This window comes from Vibrio coralliilyticus ATCC BAA-450, assembly GCF_000176135.1.
Lineage (GTDB): Bacteria > Pseudomonadota > Gammaproteobacteria > Enterobacterales > Vibrionaceae > Vibrio > Vibrio coralliilyticus.
Genome location: NZ_ACZN01000014.1, coordinates 315,471 through 335,000, shown reverse-complemented (window position 1 = coordinate 335,000; position 19,530 = coordinate 315,471). Strand labels below are relative to the sequence as shown.

The 19,530-nt window shown below is 53.3% G+C and carries 15 protein-coding genes; 5 read left to right on the top strand and 10 right to left on the bottom strand.

Annotated elements, in window-relative coordinates; genetic code table 11:
* Positions 1-59: 59 nt before the first annotated feature.
* Both VIC_RS26205 and VIC_RS07155 read right to left on the bottom strand, forming a co-directional pair.
* The gene (locus VIC_RS26205; RefSeq protein WP_080555915.1) at positions 60-311 is read right to left on the bottom strand and encodes a hypothetical protein; all 252 of its coding nucleotides are present in this window, start codon (positions 309-311) and stop codon (positions 60-62) included.
* 235 nt (positions 312-546) lie between these two features.
* On the bottom strand, positions 547-1,350 hold the full coding sequence (locus VIC_RS07155; protein ID WP_006958753.1) for a CPBP family intramembrane glutamic endopeptidase: 804 nt from the start codon (positions 1,348-1,350) through the stop codon (positions 547-549).
* 798 nt (positions 1,351-2,148) lie between these two features.
* Here VIC_RS07155 and VIC_RS07150 point away from each other — a divergent pair.
* The gene (locus VIC_RS07150) at positions 2,149-8,172 is read left to right on the top strand and encodes a TcdA/TcdB pore-forming domain-containing protein (RefSeq protein ID WP_330217468.1); all 6,024 of its coding nucleotides are present in this window, start codon (positions 2,149-2,151) and stop codon (positions 8,170-8,172) included.
* Between the two features lie 70 nt (positions 8,173-8,242).
* Here VIC_RS07150 and VIC_RS07145 read toward each other — a convergent pair whose 3' ends face one another.
* Entirely contained in the window at positions 8,243-8,545 is a 303-nt protein-coding gene (locus VIC_RS07145; protein WP_039951452.1) for a hypothetical protein, read from the bottom strand.
* 212 nt (positions 8,546-8,757) lie between these two features.
* Between VIC_RS07145 and VIC_RS07140 the strand changes: the two genes are divergently transcribed.
* Positions 8,758-9,237 carry a BLUF domain-containing protein gene (locus tag VIC_RS07140; protein ID WP_050778609.1) on the top strand — a complete coding sequence of 160 codons (480 nt, stop codon included), beginning with the start codon at positions 8,758-8,760 and terminating at the stop codon, positions 9,235-9,237.
* A gap of 3 nt (positions 9,238-9,240) precedes the next feature.
* On the top strand, positions 9,241-9,546 hold the full coding sequence (locus tag VIC_RS07135; RefSeq protein WP_039951451.1) for a hypothetical protein: 306 nt from the start codon (positions 9,241-9,243) through the stop codon (positions 9,544-9,546).
* Between the two features lie 21 nt (positions 9,547-9,567).
* Here the strand turns inward: VIC_RS07135 and fur are convergent, their stop codons facing one another.
* Together fur and VIC_RS07125 are read right to left on the bottom strand one after the other, a co-directional pair.
* Positions 9,568-9,996 carry a ferric iron uptake transcriptional regulator gene (gene fur, locus VIC_RS07130; RefSeq protein WP_039951447.1) on the bottom strand — a complete coding sequence of 143 codons (429 nt, stop codon included), beginning with the start codon at positions 9,994-9,996 and terminating at the stop codon, positions 9,568-9,570.
* Between the two features lie 209 nt (positions 9,997-10,205).
* Entirely contained in the window at positions 10,206-10,832 is a 627-nt protein-coding gene (locus VIC_RS07125) for a LysE family translocator (protein ID WP_006958747.1), read from the bottom strand.
* A 465-nt stretch (positions 10,833-11,297) separates the two neighbouring features.
* Between VIC_RS07125 and VIC_RS07120 the strand changes: the two genes are divergently transcribed.
* Complete coding sequence (locus VIC_RS07120; RefSeq protein ID WP_006958746.1) at positions 11,298-12,350, top strand: HDOD domain-containing protein; 1,053 nt, start codon at positions 11,298-11,300, stop codon at positions 12,348-12,350.
* An 86-nt stretch (positions 12,351-12,436) separates the two neighbouring features.
* On the opposite strand, the gene VIC_RS07115 is transcribed toward VIC_RS07120, so the two are convergent.
* Together VIC_RS07115 and VIC_RS07110 are read right to left on the bottom strand one after the other, a co-directional pair.
* Entirely contained in the window at positions 12,437-14,206 is a 1,770-nt protein-coding gene (locus VIC_RS07115) for a solute:sodium symporter family transporter (protein ID WP_006958745.1), read from the bottom strand.
* A 112-nt stretch (positions 14,207-14,318) separates the two neighbouring features.
* On the bottom strand, positions 14,319-16,421 hold the full coding sequence (locus VIC_RS07110; RefSeq protein ID WP_039951446.1) for an alpha-galactosidase: 2,103 nt from the start codon (positions 16,419-16,421) through the stop codon (positions 14,319-14,321).
* A 252-nt stretch (positions 16,422-16,673) separates the two neighbouring features.
* Between VIC_RS07110 and VIC_RS07105 the strand changes: the two genes are divergently transcribed.
* Positions 16,674-17,747, top strand: a complete 1,074-nt coding sequence (locus VIC_RS07105) for a LacI family DNA-binding transcriptional regulator (protein ID WP_039951551.1) — start codon at positions 16,674-16,676, stop codon at positions 17,745-17,747.
* Here VIC_RS07105 and VIC_RS27115 read toward each other — a convergent pair.
* The 3 genes from VIC_RS27115 to VIC_RS07095 form a co-directional block, all read right to left on the bottom strand.
* A complete protein-coding gene (locus VIC_RS27115; RefSeq protein WP_269078190.1) occupies positions 17,744-17,866 on the bottom strand; it encodes a hypothetical protein in 123 nt (40 codons plus the stop codon). The genes VIC_RS07105 and VIC_RS27115 overlap by 4 nt on opposite strands.
* 280 nt (positions 17,867-18,146) lie before the next feature.
* The gene (locus tag VIC_RS07100) at positions 18,147-18,902 is read right to left on the bottom strand and encodes an isocitrate lyase/PEP mutase family protein (protein WP_006958742.1); all 756 of its coding nucleotides are present in this window, start codon (positions 18,900-18,902) and stop codon (positions 18,147-18,149) included.
* Positions 18,903-19,023: 121 nt separating this feature from the next.
* Positions 19,024-19,470, bottom strand: coding sequence for a methyltransferase family protein (locus VIC_RS07095; protein WP_039951444.1), 447 nt, complete (start codon positions 19,468-19,470; stop codon positions 19,024-19,026).
* Positions 19,471-19,530 lie beyond the last annotated feature (60 nt).

Sequence of the window (19,530 nt, the reverse complement as noted above, 5' to 3'; positions counted from 1 at the left end):
GGCATCTCTGTTAACTGTATATAAAAACAGTATATCAGATCGGTCGCTTATGGAAAAAGTCAGCGGGTGCATGACTGAAAACGCAGCGTTTCAGGGTACTGATCCATCCACAAGACTCGGTCAGCGTCACAGGCTAAGGCTTCTAGGCGGGTTTCAACCTGATGTTTGTACTCGCAGCACATTGCGCTGACCACCGAGGTGTCGGTCAATTGGTCGTTATCGAGAAGCACATAAGGGGTATGAAAATAGCTTTGGAGCGCTGTCAATGGCGAAGAGGCGGTGACTAGGGCGTAGTGGGTCCAGTTGCTCACGCAGTATAAATGTTTGGACATGGGACGATTTGAGTACGTTGAGGTCGGTGGGAAGACTTTAGGGGAGGGCCTGGGATCTTCAATCGAGTGGCACGGTTTTTTCGGGTGGACTCGCCACATTTGATGAAAAAAGGGTTGTTGTCGTATGGGGTGATGCGGCGCAGGTGGTGTTTTACGGAGCAAGGGCAGATCGACGGTGTACGTCAAGGTACACCGTTTTGGATAGACAGACCCTCTATGGGGTGCGGCATGGGTGTAACAGCTTCCACAATACTGTGACGCCAGCGCCAGTGGCGACGATAGAGAAGAGGCTCGTCGACACCTCAAAGCCCGGCAACACGCCCTCATGTTGAAGGGGGACGTCGGTGAGTTGCCACACTATCCATACGCTGAGATTGTACACCGCGTGAGCGAAAATGGATGGCCACAAGGAATGTGTTCTGACGTACAGCCAGCCTAACAAAGCGCCAACGAGGTAGGTGGTGGGCAGTTGGATCAAGGTTAGGTGGGCCGCGGCAAACAAGGAGGTGGACAGCAAAATGGCGGTGGACACGGAGTAATGGCGGAGTAAGCCTCTCAGGATGATCCCTCGAAACAAGAGTTCTTCAATAAGAGGGGCCACGATACACACCGCTAACAACGATGGCCACCCACCTGTCAATAAGCGTTGCATCCAGTGCCATTCGTCGGGCGAGATCGGAAACCAGCTCGACATCCACTGCGTTAACTCTGACAGCCACACCACACTGCTGATGGCGATGACCATCAGTGGTAAGGCCACAAGCAGTAACGTGGCTTTGCGGCTGTTTGGGCTGTGATGCAACAGAGAAGACAGCGAGCATTGGCACCCGCGACAGTATAAAGCAATGATCACGGCGCCAGACACAAAGGTCACCAGCCCGGTGAACAAGGGATCGCCTATGTCGACCCGCCAGCCAGCATCATACAGGGCGGCGGAGAGCAGGAACTGGAGAGCGGCATTGCTGAGCAGGATGAAGATGGCGCCCAGTACGCCGGTGATAGGGAGCTGGGGGATCATACAGGCTTTGTCCTCGTTACGGTGGATTGGGGGATTGGAGAGTCCCACCCTAGAGACCACAGTCCGTGGCGAAAAGTGATGTGAAGTATCATTGTGGTCTATCTATGTGATTGGTTTTATTTGTTTTTGTGATTCTTATTCAATCGCTCAATAAATGCAATAAGCCTGAGCGCGTTGAGGCCCTCGGTTCCCCTGAGTGCCGGTTCGGGTTATACCAGGTATTGTCCTGAATCCCTCTGTTTATTATTAATAAAACTATGATTTGCAATGATTTTTTAGACCTTCATGCAATGATTGAATCTAGAAAACAATGCAATTCTTTTTCAATACTTTACCTATATTCCTGAAATTCTCTCCTTACACTTCTCGTTGCCCTCTGACGGCGAGAGAATCGTCCTAAGCGAGGTGGCCAGGCTGTCTTGATTGGCCGCGTCGTCGCATTCTCGTCAGGTTTAAATAACCACTGTCCAGATAAAGGGAAAGGAGAGCTTTAGCGGGGCACAAGTGCCACTCTGTCACCTTTTCCTGATTATTTAAACCCTCGACTCTGTCATGTCGTGCTGTCTCCGTCAGTGGGCGTCTTATACCGATAACAATAACCTTTACGTCATTAGAGGCACATTGATGAATAAAACGTTAATCGCGATAGCGATTTCATCCTTTTTAGTCAACCCGCCCGTCTTCGCGGGCCACAACGACATTCTCAAACCTTCACCGAGTACGAAAGCTGGCCGGGACAAGCCTGGGCAAAGCGCGGACCAGTCCCCGTCGGCATTGCAGACCAACACCGCGGCTGAGATGGCAGCGTTCACGCACGATCCGCGGGCGTTTTTGACCGAACACACGGTGGATGTGATTGAAATCATCAAACATGGGATTTTGCCCAGCGGTCTGAGCCAAGCCCGCCTGGAACCGAGCTTTGGGGGCTTCCAGGTTCGCCTGGCCGAGGTGGCAGGAGCGGATACGGCGCCGGCGTACTTCCTCGGTTTTAATGGACGAACTAACCCGACTCCCGCCTACATTGATATCCCCAAAAATGCGCCGAACGGAACTTTTTTGTTTACCGGTTCGCTCACTGGCTGCTCGGTGATTGTGACCGACTGGAGTGAGACCCACTACCGGGTTTATCACGATGGTCGGGTGGGCAGTTCGGTTTTGTATGACAATGTGGTCATGAAAGTCGATTATGACGATTATCAGGCGTCTGGCGATCAGGGGGGCGTGGCAGGCGCATATCTGCTGGTCAAGGACGGACAATGGCAAATGATGCTTCAGCCCCAGCAGCAAAAGTTGGTGGCGGCGGTCTCCAGCGGCATTAAGTGGCTGAAACGTGAGGGTGCGGCGGGAGACCCGGTGATTTTGCATCCCGAGCCGGTGAGTACTGCACAGCGGGAAACGTCGTTTGCAACCGAACGTCAAGCCAGTCAGCAGCGTCTCATCGAGGCCGCGACCAGTCTGGGGGTCCCGCGGACACACGCTCCGAAGGATGGGCCTATCGATGCCTCCGAGCCGCTGACCGTGACCGACAATTCTGCCTTGGCGCAATGGCAGCAGGTGCGAGAAGCGATGACGGAGGCGATGAACCGAGAGTTGGCCCCGATGCGAGCGCGACGTTCTGCGCTTCACGATCTGATCAGAACCGCTTCTGGCACCAAGAAAGCGCGGTATGAAGCAGAGCAGCAGGCGGTGAGTATCACTGAGCAGTTCTACCGTGAGCGTTATGGAGCTGTGATTGAACGGACGCGCGATCTGGATCGTATGTGGTTGTGGCTGAACAAAAAACACCGCGATGGCTTCGAGAGTGTGATCATGGATGAACCACGCTTACAAGGGGGCGCTGACGTCACGCTCCGAGAGAGTTACAACAAGCGTAAGACAGAACTGGATAAGTCAACGGGCCCTCAAGGCAGGCGATATCGTGAAGGGCTCGCGGCTTGGTCGACCGAAACGGTTCCGGGGCTGACACCGGATATGGATGCCTACCAAATGATGAGGTTGTTGCTTGATCCGCACTCGTCGTTGAACGCGAGACAAAATGGCGCGCTGGTGGGCTTGATTGAAGATCATTACCAGCAGGACGCCTACCGACGGTCGCTGGACAACACGCAGACGATGGTGACGTACATGAACCGTGAAGGGGGCAATACGGTGCAGTTGATGCCTCAGCGTTTCATACTGCTCTCGGCGAACATAGGGCAAGGGCGCTGCTTACCCCTATCTCGACTCATGGCCACCGCCCTGGCGAGCAAAGATGGCGTGAGGGCGTTGGCGGAAGCTATGTACGATGCCGCGGCTCAGCCTGAGCAAGCGACGTCTAAAGCGTTCTTCGCAAACTTGGGCGTCTTCCATGCTGAGCAAAAGCCCATTCCTGGTGTGGAGATCTCGGTGCCAACGTCGTCGAATTCAGAGAAGAAAACGCTGTCGATCCGCGAACTGACGGCGCACCTTATGCAGGTCGATGTGGGTCAAGCAGGATCGGAAATGCTGCGGATTGACACTAACAACCATACGATGCTGGTGGGCAAGAAGGCCGAACAAGGCCGCAGTACCTACTATTTCTACGATCCCAATTTTGGTTTGTTCTCATTTGACAGTGAGCAAGCCATGAACCGCGGGCTGGAAACCCATTTTGTGAAGCATCACTATGGTGACTTGTACAAAGCGTTTGGTCAACGTCGCAGTGAACCGCGCTTTCAGACGTATCATATCGACATTGAGAAGATGGCAAGCTATCGCCTGAGCACGGGGCGAACGGTGAAAGGGGTGTATCGTCCAGCGAGCGACGCGGACGCCTTGGTGGTGGACACCGCCGCCAGTGCCATCTCGGACACCGGCGCGAGCTTACAGCGGGATTTGCAGCTGCAATCGGCACTCACCTTTTTGGAAGGGGCGAATGTAGCGGACGATTTCTACCTGGCTTCCGAACAGCTTTTTGCGCAAGAGCAGGTTGACCCAGATGCGGTGATCGTGTTTGACAATATTGAAGAGGTGGGCGCGGGGACGTATCGGGTCCCCGTGATTGAACACGGTGAGGGAGCCAATGTGCGTTATCTTATCACGGAAGATCCGCGTATCTGGACATTCGCCACCCATTACAACGACGCACTGGAGAGCATTAAACGCCGTTATCAATATCACGAAGGGGCCTTAGTGGCGCGGCATGGCGTGACAGACGTGGAACACGTCGACGGCCTGAACTCCGCGTTTGCGGTGCAGAGTATTCTTTCCTGGTTCAACAACAAAAGTCGCACGCAGGTAGCTGGCCACCGCTTAGCGAAAGGATTGCACACGGCGCTCGAAGTGCACACGTATGTGAATCTGGCGCAGATCGGCCATGGAACGATCATGGACGCGGCGAAAATCGTGCAATTGTACCGAACCGCCATGCGTGAGGGGCAAGTCGCGACCCGTTCGGCGGTGTCGGCGATCGGTCATACGGTCAACGAAGGCGTCGGGGTGGGTTTTAACCTTGCGAGCGTCATTTTAGACAGCTATGAACTGGCTCATGCGCAAAATGAAGCGCAAAAAGCGGTGTTTGGTACGCAGTTGGCGTTTGACTCGACCAGCTTAGTCACCAGTGCCGCTGGGATAGGGGCTGGCGTGGCGGGCGCGTCGACGGCGGGTGCTGTGCTCGGCGGTGTTGGCGTGATCGCGGGTGGCTTGGCGGTCGGGTTTACCGCATTAGCAGAAGCGTTTGGTAAGGTGACCGAAGATGCCAAGGCCGTGGGTCGTTATTTTGATGCTGTCGATCAGGCGTATCGCCGAGGGGGGTATCAAGCGATTGACAAAACGCTCGACAGTGGTGTGCCTTATCATGCGCTGGAACCGCAAGATGGCGCGGTGATCACCGAAGTGGATCTGCGTCAGGGCCGTGTCCATTTTGATAGCCAGTACCTCTATCGAACGCGCCATGGTAAAACAGGCTCTGGTCGCATCAATTACTTTTTCTGGGCCGGCGACATGCCTCGTATGGTCGAGGACAAGTCGAAGGCGATCAATGTTCGCGAAGGGATTGGGTATGGCGATGACTACGCCGACTTGGCTCCTGGAAACCGGATGTTGATATTGCCAGCGACGCCAAAGTCGTACATCAGTTACCGCTATCAGAACTGGCCTGGCTCGACGACCCGACACGATACGGGATTTGATGTGATCCGAAGACTGGAACAGGATGAGCGTTTTGACTACGACTTCTACACGTTCCCGTCCGAGTATGTGGTGCGAAACATCACCCAGGAATACGTTCATACGACGATTGACGTGGTGTTGGATGAAACCGAACGACAAATCTTAATGCGCGATTTGGGTGACATGCGCGGCGTACTCAGCGGTAAACTGGATTACCAGCTGCATGGTGGCGGGGCCACGTCTCACATCGGACTGCAAACCGGCGCTTCACTGACGCTGCGCGCTGCGCCAGAGGACGGCCAGTGGATCCTTGATGCCTCAGCCTTGGCGTCGAAGTCCATTGCGGTTCGCCGCGATCACTTGTCGGTTGGTGGGGTTCGCATTGGGTTACCAGACAGCACGTACGGTGAGCTGATTGTGGTCGATAACCAGGGAGACATTTTCCGGATTGACCGCGTCGCGGGTGCGGCGACGTTGATAGAAGTGAATGGTGAAGTCTGGCAGGGCTTACCTGCTCAGACCAAATCAGGTCAGTCATTGCGAGAGCATTTACAGTCGCTGGTCGCCAGCCGACCTGACACACATTTCATTGCGGTGGAAGCGTATCAGCCCGACGAGGCGTCTGTCGGACGGGCGTTCTACCAAGTGGATCAGGACCGATTTATCTATACGAACGTGCCGCAAGCTCAGGCCTTTTTGGCCAAAGCCGTTTTGGTGGCGGTCGGTGATGACACGGCGTGGTTTAAGCATGCGGACTCCCCTGAGCTTTGGCAAGTGTCGATTGCAACGGGAGCGGTCCTCAAGCAATACCGGCCGATCCATTTCAGTGAAGAAGCTCAAGGCATTGAAAGCAGTCGAGCCTGGCAAGAAGACCAGCACGTGTATCTTGAGGTCAAACAAACGCTCACTTCAGGGGGCACGACCACGTGGACTTATCGAGTTGAGTCAGATCGCATGAGCCTGATCGCCGTCCAAGGGGATGCGCAGTTGATGGCAGCCATTGAATCTAGCCAACACGGCAATGCGTCTGACACACGAGATTGGTTCCCAGATCGCCGACATTATGCGGCCCCTGCGTATGATCTCAACCCTCAAGATTGGGTCGATGCGGATCTGGCTGAGGTGGTGACTGTGAAGCGCGATGATGGGGAGCAAAACACACGCTACTGGTTGCAAACCGGTTTGTCCGGCGCGTTGGGTGTGGTCAAAGCGAATTTGGACGAAGCGATCCCTAGGGATTTGCTGCTGGCGTCGATCACTCATCAAAGTACGCCATCCAAGCGAGGGTTTTACTTCTACAGTCACGACAAACATCGTCTCTATTTCCAAGCGGATAGGGGGCAAAGTGGAACCATGGCCACTCCGGTGTCGATACCGGATCTGAAAACGGTCTTCTCAGATCAAGGGGGGCTCTACGCGATACAAAACAATGGCGTGTTGTGGGTCATGAACGATGATGGGCAGGCCTCGATGGCAGGTGTGACCCAAGATTGGCTTAAGGGGCAGGGCAGTGACCTCACCCAAGCGCTGACGGCCTTGGTGGACAGCACTGAGCGCTCCGTGCCAGCACTGAGTGTATTGGGGCTGACATCGGAAGCGGGGCAGGCGAGCAGTGTGTGGTTTGATGTTGAACACAAGCGGGTGATTGTTGCCGGGCCTAATTTAGCGGGTCGATTCCTGTCTTATTTGGGACTCAGTGATGATGGTCAGTATGCATGGGTGTTTGATGCCCAAGCTCAGGCCCTGTTCCGTCAGCCGGTGTATACGCAAACTATGGCTCCTGAGTTGGCGCCGGGGCTGGTGATAATTCAACAGGTTGCCGATGCCGAACCTTATATGGGTCGCACAGCAGGCGTGACGCAAGTGACGAGAGAGGGCGCCCAATTGTGGTTGGAAACCGATGCGGGCGTGCGATTGGTATTGCCAGTGAGCGCGGCGACGTCAGTTGAGCCGACGGTGGTGGCGGTGGATGGCGCGTGGCGTCGACGTCATGCTGAGAACCTAGATGAGGCGCTGGCGTCACTGGGCAGGCAGTATCCTCTGGCGGATAAAGTGGCATTGCGCAGTGATGGCGTTACGTCGGGTTGGTATCTGACACGAGAACAAGAGGTCGTGGTGTCGGCGGCGCTGAATGGGCAACACGAATTGGCGTACTTGGGTAAGGACGCTGGCTCGGGCCAACCTATCGTCTATGATGCGACGGCGGGTGAAGTGATGAGAGTCGACGGCGGTCGCTCTGTCACACTCGGCGCGTTCGGTGTCGCTGTGGTTGAAGAGGCGAGTGTGCTGGTGTTGCAGCAACGCCGCGACGGGGGAGACGGTGTAGTGACGTTACCTCAGTTGGGCGGTGTGCCTCGTGTGATGGTATCGGGGTTCGCAGCGGGAGCAACGTATCGGATTGACGCGCAGGCATTGGCGCATTATCAGCAAATCGTGATTGATGATCACGCGCACACGGCGACGATCGAACTGGCGGTCAGCGATCCAACGGCACTGTTGGTGCAAAAAGACGGTGACCAACTGGTATTGTGGGACCCGGCGAGTGACACGGGGATCATCATCCGAAACCTTGACCGAGTCGAGCTTTCAAAACTGCGATTGTCGGTGGGGGGCCGTGAGATCAAAGTTCACACATTGATTAAGCAGGAAACGCGCACGGACAAGCAAGTGCGGTTATGGGAGTCATTGAGGTAAGGCTTTCCCACCTTACCGCGCTGAGGTGGTGATACGATGGGCTTCAACCTGCGGGTTGCGGCCCATTTTTTTATGGGCCGACCGAGTGCTTGCGCCGGCAGATTTCAGACATGACCAACACGTAGAGCACGAAGGCCACAGGTCCGGTGGCAAGGTGCCACCAGGCGTTGCCCACAAACAATGACGGTGAAGGCCAGTCAAGCTTGACCACGCCCAGTGCGCACAACCAGCCAGCAATCAAGCCAGACACAAATACGAGAAAACTGGGCAGGATAATCGCACAGGCCAGTGGAGGGGGGAGCCTTTGTAACTGAACCCCGGAGTAAACCAACCAAGGGATGAGAAACATCAGTAGTTCTAACACCGCGATCATACGCATACTCCTAGCCCGTTCACATGATCAGTGTAGTGATACAGAAGTACTAGGTGGTCAGAATTGAGGGCGTTCTTGAAAGTGAGACGGCCAATGAGGTGTGTGACGATATTTTTCACAGTGAGATTTTTTGACTAGACTCTCAAGTGTGCATTGTTGCATATGCAGATCGAGGGTGAATGATTATCTGATCAGATAAGGACACATTGACTATGCCGCTATCAAGACTGATATACGCCAGTACCATGTCAACAGAATGTAATATCGACGAAATTGACCGCATTTTGGCCAGCGCCAGAACGCATAATGAGCGCAATCACGTGAGTGGGGTTTTGCATTACTCGAATCGCTATTTCTTTCAGTATCTAGAAGGAGAGATGGCACAAGTTGAAGACACGTATGAGCGGATCATGGTCGACCCTCGCCATGCCGCTCTTCGACTGATTGACCTGTCGGTGGTCAGAGAGAGGGCGTTTGGCGACTGGACCATGGCCTATGTTCCTGAGTCTGAGTCGCTGGCGGCGCTGCACCAGCAGTTCTGTGGGGGAGAGGTCTTTGATCCTCGCAGTTTGTCATTGGCTGAGGCCTTGCAGGTGTTTGAGGCGTTCAAGCACTGCCTCCCAACGGCACATTGTGAACGCTTACGAGAGCGGCATGTTCTTAGCACCACACGTTTGGGACTAGGGGAATAACGAATGGGGATGCGGAGGGTTTCGTTAGTTCGAGCCATCAATATTGACTTCTTGGTCACGTGGGTAGATAGGGCTCGCCAACAAAAGACGGTGAACGCGATCCTATTGGAAGCGTGTGGTCGGTATTTGTGGATCCGTCTGTTGCCCGCGTCGGCCCTATGCGAAGCCTCTGTGCTGGAGAGGGTCCAGATACTCGGTCTGGATGTGGGGCATCAGCGTCTTGTTACTGCGGTGTGTGAGATTGACACCCCTGGCGTCATTTCCAGATTGGTGGACGACTTGTGTCATCAATATGCCCAGCGTCGGTGAGGCGCGATGCTTGCTCCGCGTTCATGACTTATTACAGAGGGGGCTCTGGCAGTGGCCATACAGAGACAGGCTGTGGTTGGTGAGCGTGATGTTGTGCTGCCGCGCAATGGCGTGTTGCCTGTCTTCAATGATGGGGTCGAGAAATTCAATGACTTTGCCACAGGTTAAGCAAATTAGGTGATCATGGTGCTCGACGTGAGACAATTCAAATACCGATTTGCCGTTGTCAACGTGGTGGCGAGACACGATGCCAGCATCGTGGAACTGGCTGAGGATGTGATAAATGGTGGCCAGTCCAACATCCTCGCCGAAATCGGTCAGCCTTTTATAAATGTCTTCAGCGGCCACATGCTTGGTATTAGGGGACTGAAGTAATTCCAGGACTTTCAGCCGAGGCAGGGTCACCCTAAGACCAGCATCTTTAATAAGCGCAGAGTGAGATTTGTCCATAGGGTTTTCGCCTTGGGTTGGTGATAGTGATATCAGGGAATCGATCACTTGACGTTGGAGCCTTAGTGGGGCAAAGCCGAGACGCGTTTCGCAGTGGTTTCAGCAAGCCCTTATCCCTTCTTCATCACGAGTTAAGTCCCAAGTATAGTCGATAACGTGAGTCTTAGGTGTTGGATCGGTTGTGGCGCGTCTGGCTTGCCGCTGCCCGATCATCGGTCCAAGGCTGAGGTCATGATCCCGGCCCCGACTAAGAGCCCGCCGCTGGCTTTGTTGAAGCGCGCTTTCATCGTTGGGGAGGAAAGGCGTCCTTTCATCCATCCGGCAAAAGACGCGTACACACTCACACTGCACAAAGATGCCCCGATGAAGGTGGCGATCAGGATCGCCATTTGTTCCAGCAGGTTGTCGGCGTTGGGCGTAATAAAGAGTGGCAAAAAGGCCATAAAAAACACCAAGCCTTTGGGGTTGAGTGCTGTGACGATTAGGGAATCTTTGTATACTCGCCATGGGTTGCCGACGGTGGGAATGTCAGTGTCATCGTCCGTCTCTGTCACAGGTCGACGCCAAGCTTTGATGCCAAGGTAGATGAGATACAGCGCGCCTGCCCATTTCATGAGCGTAAACACGGCGGCCGAGGTAGCCAGAATTGCCCCGATACCGATGAGAGAGAACGACAGTGCAATCAGATCGCCGGACAGGACGCCGAGGATGGTGGGTAAGACGGAGCGTTTGCCATACGCCATGCTTTGGCCTACGACCAGCAAGGTGGTTGGCCCGGGGGTCAAGCACAACGCAAATGACGCCGCGACAAAGGACAGCCAGATCTCGACACTCATGATTTCCTCCCTAAAGGTCACATGCCTTCATTGTTCCTTATTGTGCACGGTGACGCAACCGGGCGCTTCGCATTCACGACAAGCCTTATCGCCTCTTAAGGTAGGGCGCATGCCGATGTTGTTAAATCCATGGTGAGCGAAGCGCAGGGCCCCGTGCGGGTCGCGCGATTGTGTCGTAGGCCTGAGTCTCAGTGCGGTGCGCGGTGGTGCTCACAACGAGGAGCATTAGCGAAGGGGATGTTAATGAAGATACATCATTGAAACTTGATGGTTAGTGTTAAAAATGTCATCTAATATTATGGTGTTGGCTAAGTAAAGAGTGACATTCGTTGAATGCGACAAGATCGCGGCGTCATTCTCTTGTGTTTCTGCAACAGAAATGGTGCAAGGGTTTGTCTGCGTTGAACGTCATCTTATGAACTGGCTGGCTCACATTCATAGTGACGCTCATACGGTGAAGATCTCATGTTTAAAAAAGTCCTCGATGCCTTGTTCCACACTTCGTCTGATCTTGAAAGCGTTGTCCCTGCGGTGGGCGAAGACAAGCCTGCGCCATCACACAAGGAAAAAGGCAGAGTTTCTCTTCTGGATGGGGTGGTGATGAGCCCCCATGATGTGGCGTTTCTTGACCACTTGTTTGGCGATTCATCTCTTCTCACAGAGACGGATCCGTTTAGTGAACATGTGGCAGGACAGCTCGAACGTGTGTTGCTCTCACCTCAAGTCATGTTGAACGAATTGCCCATCATGCCGGCGTCGGTGTCGACGTTGATCGCAGAGCTTGAGAATGAGGAATTTCATGTTGACGCGCTCATCGAGGTCATCGAGTCGGAGCCCAGTATGGCCGCGGATGTGATCAAGTTGGCCAACAGTCCTCGCTATAAGCGCAGTGAACGGTCGATCACCGATCTGAGGGCGGCCTTCATGAACATCGGATCGCAGGGATTGATAGAAGGGGTCATTGAGTCGTATGTGCGTCAGATGACTCCTTCATTCAATGTCTACTGGCGACAATTTGGCCAAAATATCTGGACGCACAGCGTTCAGACGGCGGATTTCTCCAAAGCCTTGGTCAAAGGCACTGAGCTGGAGCAAGAGAGTGCGACGGCATACTTTGTGGGGTTGATACGCAATTTGGGGCGGATGCTGACGTTTCAGATCATGATTGAAGCGTTCCGGCATGTCGATCCGGAGGCCAGTCCCAATTCCAGTGCATTTAAAAAGCTGGTGCATGGGTATGAGGCGCGATTGACCTTCACGGTGGCACATTACTGGCAATTGCCGGACACGGTGCAGGTGGCCCTGGCGTATCAAGTGTCTCGACAGCTGAAGAGGACACCGCTTGGGGTGGCGATTTATGAGGCGAACTATCTCAGTGAAATGCAGTGTTTACTGGCAAGTAGTGCCGTCAATGTTGACATGCTAAACCAAGAGAACGACCACCATTTGAGCACGCCCAATGCACGGCAACAGGCGCTGGACATGATGAGCAAACATCAGGCGTCAACACCAAGCTAGAGTGGACGTTAAGTTCTCCTTTCATTAGGAGAACTTACGTGTTGATAGTGCGATGAACACCGTTTGTGAACGTGTTGTTCGTCGCTCTACGCTCGTTGAACACTCGCTTTTTCTGAGCGGCTTAGCTTCTTTCTGATGCGGGCAACGATACCGAAGAGGAGCACAAGGCCACAGAGGGCGTAAGTCACCATAAATGACGTGTCTCCCGACACGAGCCCAAGATCAGAGAACGTAATGTATGCGCCTAGAACCATGTAAAGGATGACGGCCGACGCTTCAAAACGGAACGCCCATGGTGTGATGTCCATGGCTTGGTTTACGGGAAGGACGTAGTCGCTGTCGCGAGGACGAACCTGACCGATTGCCAACATGATGAGGCAACACACGACAAACAGGACGGCTAACTGATGGAAAAAGTGCAGTTCGGCCAAGGGTTGAAGTGGGCCTAAGGCCGCGTGGAGTGATGTTGGGGTGAACTGGACAAGCCCGTAAGCGGTGACGAAGACGGTAAGGGAGATTTTCGCGGCGAGCGCTGGAACGCGCTTTGTCACGTAACCCATCAATACAATGGTAAAGATAGGGACACTGAACAGACCGGCTAAGCGTTGCAACAAATCGAACAGACCATTTGGCGCGAACATAATGAACGGCGCTATGCCCACAGAGAGCAGGGCAATGAACAGACCAAACACGCGTCCTTTGTTGACCAGTTGCTCGTCCGAGAGCCGACTCTCTTTATCAAAAAGCGGCTTGTAAACATTGAGCGTAAAGAGGGTTGTGGATGAGTTCAGTACGCCGTTAAACGTGGACAAAATAGCGCCAAACATGGCGGCTAAAAAGAAACCGACCAGTGGTTGGGGTAGGACTTCGTTCACTAAACGGGTGTACATGGTATCCGCCTCATAGCGTTGACCTGTCGCGTCGACGGTGCCAAACATATGATAAGCGATGATGCCGGGAATGATGAGGAACAGCGGCGTTAACACTTTGATGGCGCCCGCGAGAATGACGCCTTTCTGCCCTTCTTTAAGGTTTTTCGCTCCCAATGCGCGTTGGATAATGGCTTGATCAGTGCCCCAGTAGTACAAATTGACCAAGAGTAAGCCAGTGAACATGGTCGAGAAGGGCACATTGGGATCGTCGGCGGCACCGACGGCTTGAAGCTTGTTCGTCGCGTTGGTCGAGATGATGTGCATGCCCTCTGTGAAGCTGCCATCCCCTAACGCAATTAGACCAAAGATCGGGATCATCAGTCCCCCGACAATCAACCCTACGCCATTGAGCGTATCCGCGATCACGACCGCCTTTAGTCCTCCGTAAATGGCATAGAACAACCCAAGAAAGCCGATCACGGCGGCGATGAGTAGGATGGCTTGAAACCGACTGATCCCCAGCATGGTTTCAATATCGAAGATCCCTCCAATCACCATCGCGCCAGCGTACAGTGTGTTGGGCAGTAGATTAACAATGTAGCTCAATAGGAAGAGTACGGTCACAAACTGCTTTACCGATAGGTCATAGCGAGACTCTAAGAAATCAGGAATGGTGGTGATACCTTGCTTGAGGTATCGCGGCACCAAAAATAGCGCGATCATGATCAGCGTGATGCCCGAGGCGACTTCATAGCCCATCACCGACATGTTGCCTTTGAACGACAGTGCGCTCATTCCCACAAAGCTGGTTGCAGACAGGTTGGTGAGGATGAGCGAGCTCGCGATGAGGCCACCCGTCAAGCTTCGGCCACCGAGGAAGAAACCCTCTTTGGAGTCATTGTTCTGATCTTTCACGCGAGCCCAGGTGAAATACACCACGAACCCGGTAAAGAAGAAGAATGACAGTAGGATAGTTATTGGCATTGTTCTTGTCCTTTCATGTTATCAATCAATTTTTGTTCGTCATTGTTGGATGGCACCAGTGAGGGCGCCAGATGGGCCCTTACGGGTGCTGTGATATGGCTTACCCTCCGCCCTACTGTTTTCTGAGATGGACGATAAGCGCAGATTCTGGATCGAGGATCGGTAACGTTAAGCCAATCTCTTTGAGGTTATCCCCGCTGAGTGTCAGGGTCTTATCCAGCCACTTGGGGCGCTGTTTCATCAGTTGGAAGCTCGTTTGTGGCATGTCCACCACCGTCACCCGGTATTGGGCGTTGATGTCCGCGCAGCGAATACGAAGTGGCGAAGGTAACGCATGTTCAGGCATGGTGAGCTGACACACGGTAATGAGCATTTCGTCATCGTTTGTGACCCCATAGATCGTTTGGTTGTGGTCGGCAGGATCGATGCGGAAGCTTCGGCCATGGTGCAATAGGTGGCGATACTGCTTATGAAGCGCAATGTAGTGAGAGAAGGTTGCTTTCTGCTCGCGTGATTCTTTCACTGGATCGAGCTCCACCCCCATGTGTCCCCCAAGTGCCGTTACCCCTCGCATGTTGATGCTGTGGCGACGGTTCGTAGAGTGACACTCGGCGGGGCCAATGTGAGCGCCCATCACTTCGGGAGGAAAAAAGTAGCTCATGCCTTTTTGAATCGATTGACGTTCAAGGGCGTCATTACAGTCGGATGCCCAGAAACGTTGTGTGCGTTTGAGGATTTCAAAATCGATACGGCCCCCTCCGGATGCGCATGATTCGATTTCAACGGCTGGATGCGTTTGGTGGAGTCTATCAATCAGGCGATACAGCGCGTGGGTTTGGCCATGGACCGCCGCGCGTCCCTGGTGGCCTGGCTGGACTAGCTCACGATTCATATCCCATTTTAAGTAGGTAATATTGAAGCGGGTCAACAGCGCATTCAGTCGGTCAAAAAGGTAGCGAAAGCAGTCGTCATTTTGCAGATCCAATACGTATTGCCAGCGACCCGATGGCTGATGATAGCCTTGCAGACCGAGTACCCAATCAGGGTGATGCCGATACAGGTTTGAGTCTTGGCTCACCATTTCTGGTTCCACCCAAAGGCCAAACTCCATGCCGTGTTGGTTGACATGTTCAATCACGGGTTCGAGACCGTTGGGGTATTTCACCTCGTCTAAGTACCAATCTCCGAGTGCTGAGCGTTCACCGTTGCGACCCACAAACCAACCGTCATCGATGATAAAGCGCTCCACTCCCATCTCAGCGGCTTCCGTCGCCATCTGCATGATGTATTCAGGCTGATGATCAAAGTAGATGCCTTCCCAAGTGTTTAAGTGAACGGGGCGCGGCTTATCGTTGGGAAACATCACAATGTTGTCACGGACAAACTGATGGAAACGCTGTGTGATGCCGTTTAACCCTTGGTGGCTGTAGCAGCCGTACAACCAAGGACTTTGGTAGGACTCTCCTTTTTGTAGGATGATCTCACCCGCGAGCAGTAGTTCACCGGCTTGAACAAAGCGTCGCCCATCACTGCGAACATCGGCTCGCATTTGGTGGTTACCACTCCAACCAAGATGGAACCCCCAGACTTGGCCGAGTTCTTCACTGAAGCCGTGGGTACCGGCGAAGACACCTGGGAAATTTTCATGGGAGGTTCGCCCCCGGCGGTTTTCTTGCATGAAGCCACCATGTTCAAAGCGTTGACGTTGCGTGTGGAATTCGTGACACCAACGGCCATGGAAAGTCATTAACTCGTTCGCATGGTTGGGCAGGGGCAAGGTGGCAGAGAGCTTACTGAGGCAGTATTGACTCTCTCCAAGGTTGGTGACCGACACGCGCTTTTGTAGGACATCGGTTTCTGGGTTCAACCTGAGTTCAATAATGAGCTCAAGTGCTGCGGTCTCATCGACCAATCTAAAGGTGACGCCGCCAGCTTGTTCATCCGTGGCAATACAATGGAACACGGGCGCCCAATCAAAGCCGTGGCGGTGGCCTTCAATCCCAGGCGCGTTAAAGTGACCACTGCCCAATTCGGGGCACAGTGACAGTGGCACGTCCACATCCAGACGGGCTTGAGAGATCGGCCGCTCTGTGGAGAGCAGCAGGTCTTCGTCAATGTGAGCAATCTTCGCGCCCCAGTGGAGAATTTCCGGCACGCGATCGGTTTTAATGATCACACTGTGGTGTTTACTTTGTAAATGTATCAACTTAATCATATCCATTCTCAATAATTGTTTTCGTAAACATTTTCTTGAACTCAATATCTCGTTGAATTCGGCGATCACGTAGCGAAGTAGCGATAAAATGTGATCTTATGACGGGTAAATAAGGTCAAAGTTTGGCTTGGATCGACTGTTTTCGAGAACATAAAAATGATGTTTTCGCCAACATTTTTTGGCTGTCTCACAGTAATGGACTGCGAGATGCGTTACCTTTCCCTCAAGACAGAGTGGAAGACGGAAACGCGTGTGAGTGTCACGTTTAAAGATGTAGCAAAATTGGCCGGAGTGTCGACCCAAACGGTGTCACGTGTCACGAATGGGTCTCAGAAGGTGGCGGAGTCGACTCGGATCAAAGTCAACCGTGCGATTAAGCAACTGGGTTACGTGCCTAACAAGGGGGCACAAATGCTGAGTCGAGCCAAATCGACGCATGTTGGTTTAATCACCTTAGATATGGCCTTGCATGGCGCCGCTTTAATTGCCAATGGTGTGAGAAGTAAAGCGCATCAATTGAACGTTGGAACGGTCTTTTCTGTGGTGTCAGAGCCTGGCTTAGCCAATATTCAAGCCTCAATGCGAGAGTTGATTGCTCAGCAAGTGGATTGTGTGATCCTCAACGTCCCTCTCACTGCGGAAGAGGCGGTGGCGCTGGTGGCACAGTTTCCGAGCCGCCATCTCATTTTTATTGATGTCCCTAGTGGAACTTCGGTGAACATGGTGCATGGTGAGCATGCCCAAGGTGCTGCGGAAGTCATGAAGCATCTGCTTGAGACAGGGCGAGAGAAATTCCTGTTGGTGAGTGGTCCTGAAGAGTCGAGCGCGTCTCGGATCCGGTTAAACACTTGGTTAGAAGAGATCGCCAAGGCAAACAAGCAGGTATCTTGGCAGTATCAAGGGGACTGGCAGGCGAGCAGTGGCTATCTGGCGGTTCGTGAAGCCGTAGCGCAACAACGAGAATTCGATGCTGTCGTGGTGGCGAGCGATCAGATGGCGCTTGGCGCGTTGCGGGCATTGGATGAGCTGCAAAGGCCAGTGCCAGAAGACATTGCCGTTGTCGGCTTTGATGGTATCGCTGATAGTGCGTACTTTACGCCCCCGCTGACGACAGTAAAGCAAGACTTCACACAGATCGGTGAGCAAGCCGTGATTCAGGCTATGGCACTTAAGGATCGTGAACCTCAAGAAACCGCTGGTGTCGAACATACTCGCATTCCGGTGGAATTGATCGTGCGCAAAAGTAGCGAGCGTAGACCTGAAGTGCGCTACCAGAAGCAAGAAATCCAGACGTTGCTGAAGAAAGTTGCGTCACTGCTGCCTTAGACGTTATCGATTCGACGAGGGGCACCACGAGATGTTGTCCCCTCCGAGTACAGGACTGCTGGCGTATCAGACAAGGAACCGTAACGCCCCATACACTCGCGACACGATTTATGCGTCACACTGAACCGTCCTCCCTAGTGATGTCGCGCGGTTTTGTAATTTAAACGCACTGCTAAGCCGCTATCGATTGCCACTACCCTGTTGTTCTTCCGGTTATTACTCACGTTGAACTGACCTCGTAGCGACGCCTTGCCACGCTTGGTAGAAGTGGCATGAGTGGGGGGCGAAAGTGTACTTCTATCCATCGTACACCTCGCCAGTGCCAAGGGGCATGGTGTAAAAAGAACAAAGTGGCCATTTGTTCAATCCCGTCAACCCCCTTAATTTGAAGGACGTCCTTTAAAACAGAAGGTGACAAGACTGCTCACGTTGAATGGACAACAGCTGAGAAGCCAACGAGGCCAACATGGCTTCATGCACGACATTCCCCATGCTGATGCGTTTCACCCCTAGCGCTTTGAGCTGTGAGAAAGTCGGCAATTCTGGCACGCACATGACGTTGATTGGGAGTGGAGTGCTGGCCACGACGGCCTCAATGTCGTCGGGTGTTCGAATGCAGGGCAGAAAAATCCCGTCTGCGCCGGCTTGTTGATAGCGATGGATCCGCTCGAGGCTGACACTGAGCGCTTCTCTGGCATTTAACAAGAAGGCGTCAGTCCGCACGTTAATAAATACCTCTACATTGGCATCGCGAAGCTGTTTTCTCACGCCAGTCAGCAAATTTGCAAACCAAACGCTGTCGCGCAGTGTTCGTTTCCCTTTTGCTACGATGCTGTCTTCGATATTGACGCCAACCACACCAATCTTAACCAGTTCAATGATGTTGTGTGCGATGACATCCGGCGTGTCGCCATAACCCGACTCGATGTCGACCGTTAAAGGGAGAGGGGTCGACCCAACGATGGCGTTGACGATGAACAACACGTCCTCGAAGTGAAGGTTTTCGCCATCCTCTTTTCCAAGGGTGTTGGCGATGGCTGCGCTGGACGTTCCGAGAGCGAGAAAGCCCGATTTCTCGGCCAGCTTCGCACTGGGCACATCCCACACATTGCAAATGACCAGTGGATTATTCGCCTGATGCAGACTCTTAAACATGTTTACTACTCCTCTATCGTTTTAGACTTAACGGGGCCGATACAGGCTAACAACAAAGAGGTTTAGGGATGCGCCATTTTCGGAGCTGAACGCTGGTGGGCGAGCAAAGTGCTCCTGTGACTTATACCCAACGCCGGACCTGACGACAGTATTGGTCATAGTCTTGGCCGAAGGTGTCTCGCAGTATTTGTTCTTCAAACCGAATGTACCACCTGTCGGTGATGAGGATGAACAGTAATGTCAGGAAGAGAGCGGGCAGTGAGGCGCCGGACAGTATGGCCACGCCCAATAATGCGACAGCAAACCCGAGATACATGGGGTTGCGGGTGTACTGATAGACGCCTTGTGTCACCAACAGAGTGGGTTGACCAAACGTCATGATGTTGGTGCTTAGCTGGGCAAACAGGCGCTTACCCGCCGCCGATAACCACAAACCCAGGACAATCAATGGCAGTCCCAACAGGGAGCAAGGGAAAGCCATGTGTGGAGGGAATGACGTCTTCCAATGGAGGAGCCCTATTCCAACCACAAAAATCAAAAAGAGCGCAGGGGGCAACAGTTTTTTCATGTCGAGTTTCCTTGGTAAAGAAAACACGATATTAGGGCAGCGGTGCTCTGTTGACCTTAA

Bases quoted from the DNA above. Each gene is read 5' to 3' on its own strand.
- VIC_RS07155 (WP_006958753.1), bottom strand. From the start codon at position 1,350: ATGATCCCCCAGCTCCCTATCACCGGCGTACTGGGCGCCATCTTCATC.
- VIC_RS07150 (WP_330217468.1), top strand. From the start codon at position 2,149: ATGGCAGCGTTCACGCACGATCCGCGGGCGTTTTTGACCGAACACACG.
- VIC_RS07145 (WP_039951452.1), bottom strand. From the start codon at position 8,545: ATGATCGCGGTGTTAGAACTACTGATGTTTCTCATCCCTTGGTTGGTT.
- VIC_RS07140 (WP_050778609.1), top strand. From the start codon at position 8,758: ATGCCGCTATCAAGACTGATATACGCCAGTACCATGTCAACAGAATGT.
- VIC_RS07135 (WP_039951451.1), top strand. From the start codon at position 9,241: ATGGGGATGCGGAGGGTTTCGTTAGTTCGAGCCATCAATATTGACTTC.
- fur (WP_039951447.1), bottom strand. From the start codon at position 9,996: ATGGACAAATCTCACTCTGCGCTTATTAAAGATGCTGGTCTTAGGGTG.
- VIC_RS07125 (WP_006958747.1), bottom strand. From the start codon at position 10,832: ATGAGTGTCGAGATCTGGCTGTCCTTTGTCGCGGCGTCATTTGCGTTG.
- VIC_RS07120 (WP_006958746.1), top strand. From the start codon at position 11,298: ATGTTTAAAAAAGTCCTCGATGCCTTGTTCCACACTTCGTCTGATCTT.
- VIC_RS07115 (WP_006958745.1), bottom strand. From the start codon at position 14,206: ATGCCAATAACTATCCTACTGTCATTCTTCTTCTTTACCGGGTTCGTG.
- VIC_RS07110 (WP_039951446.1), bottom strand. From the start codon at position 16,421: ATGATTAAGTTGATACATTTACAAAGTAAACACCACAGTGTGATCATT.
- VIC_RS07100 (WP_006958742.1), bottom strand. From the start codon at position 18,902: ATGTTTAAGAGTCTGCATCAGGCGAATAATCCACTGGTCATTTGCAAT.
- VIC_RS07095 (WP_039951444.1), bottom strand. From the start codon at position 19,470: ATGAAAAAACTGTTGCCCCCTGCGCTCTTTTTGATTTTTGTGGTTGGA.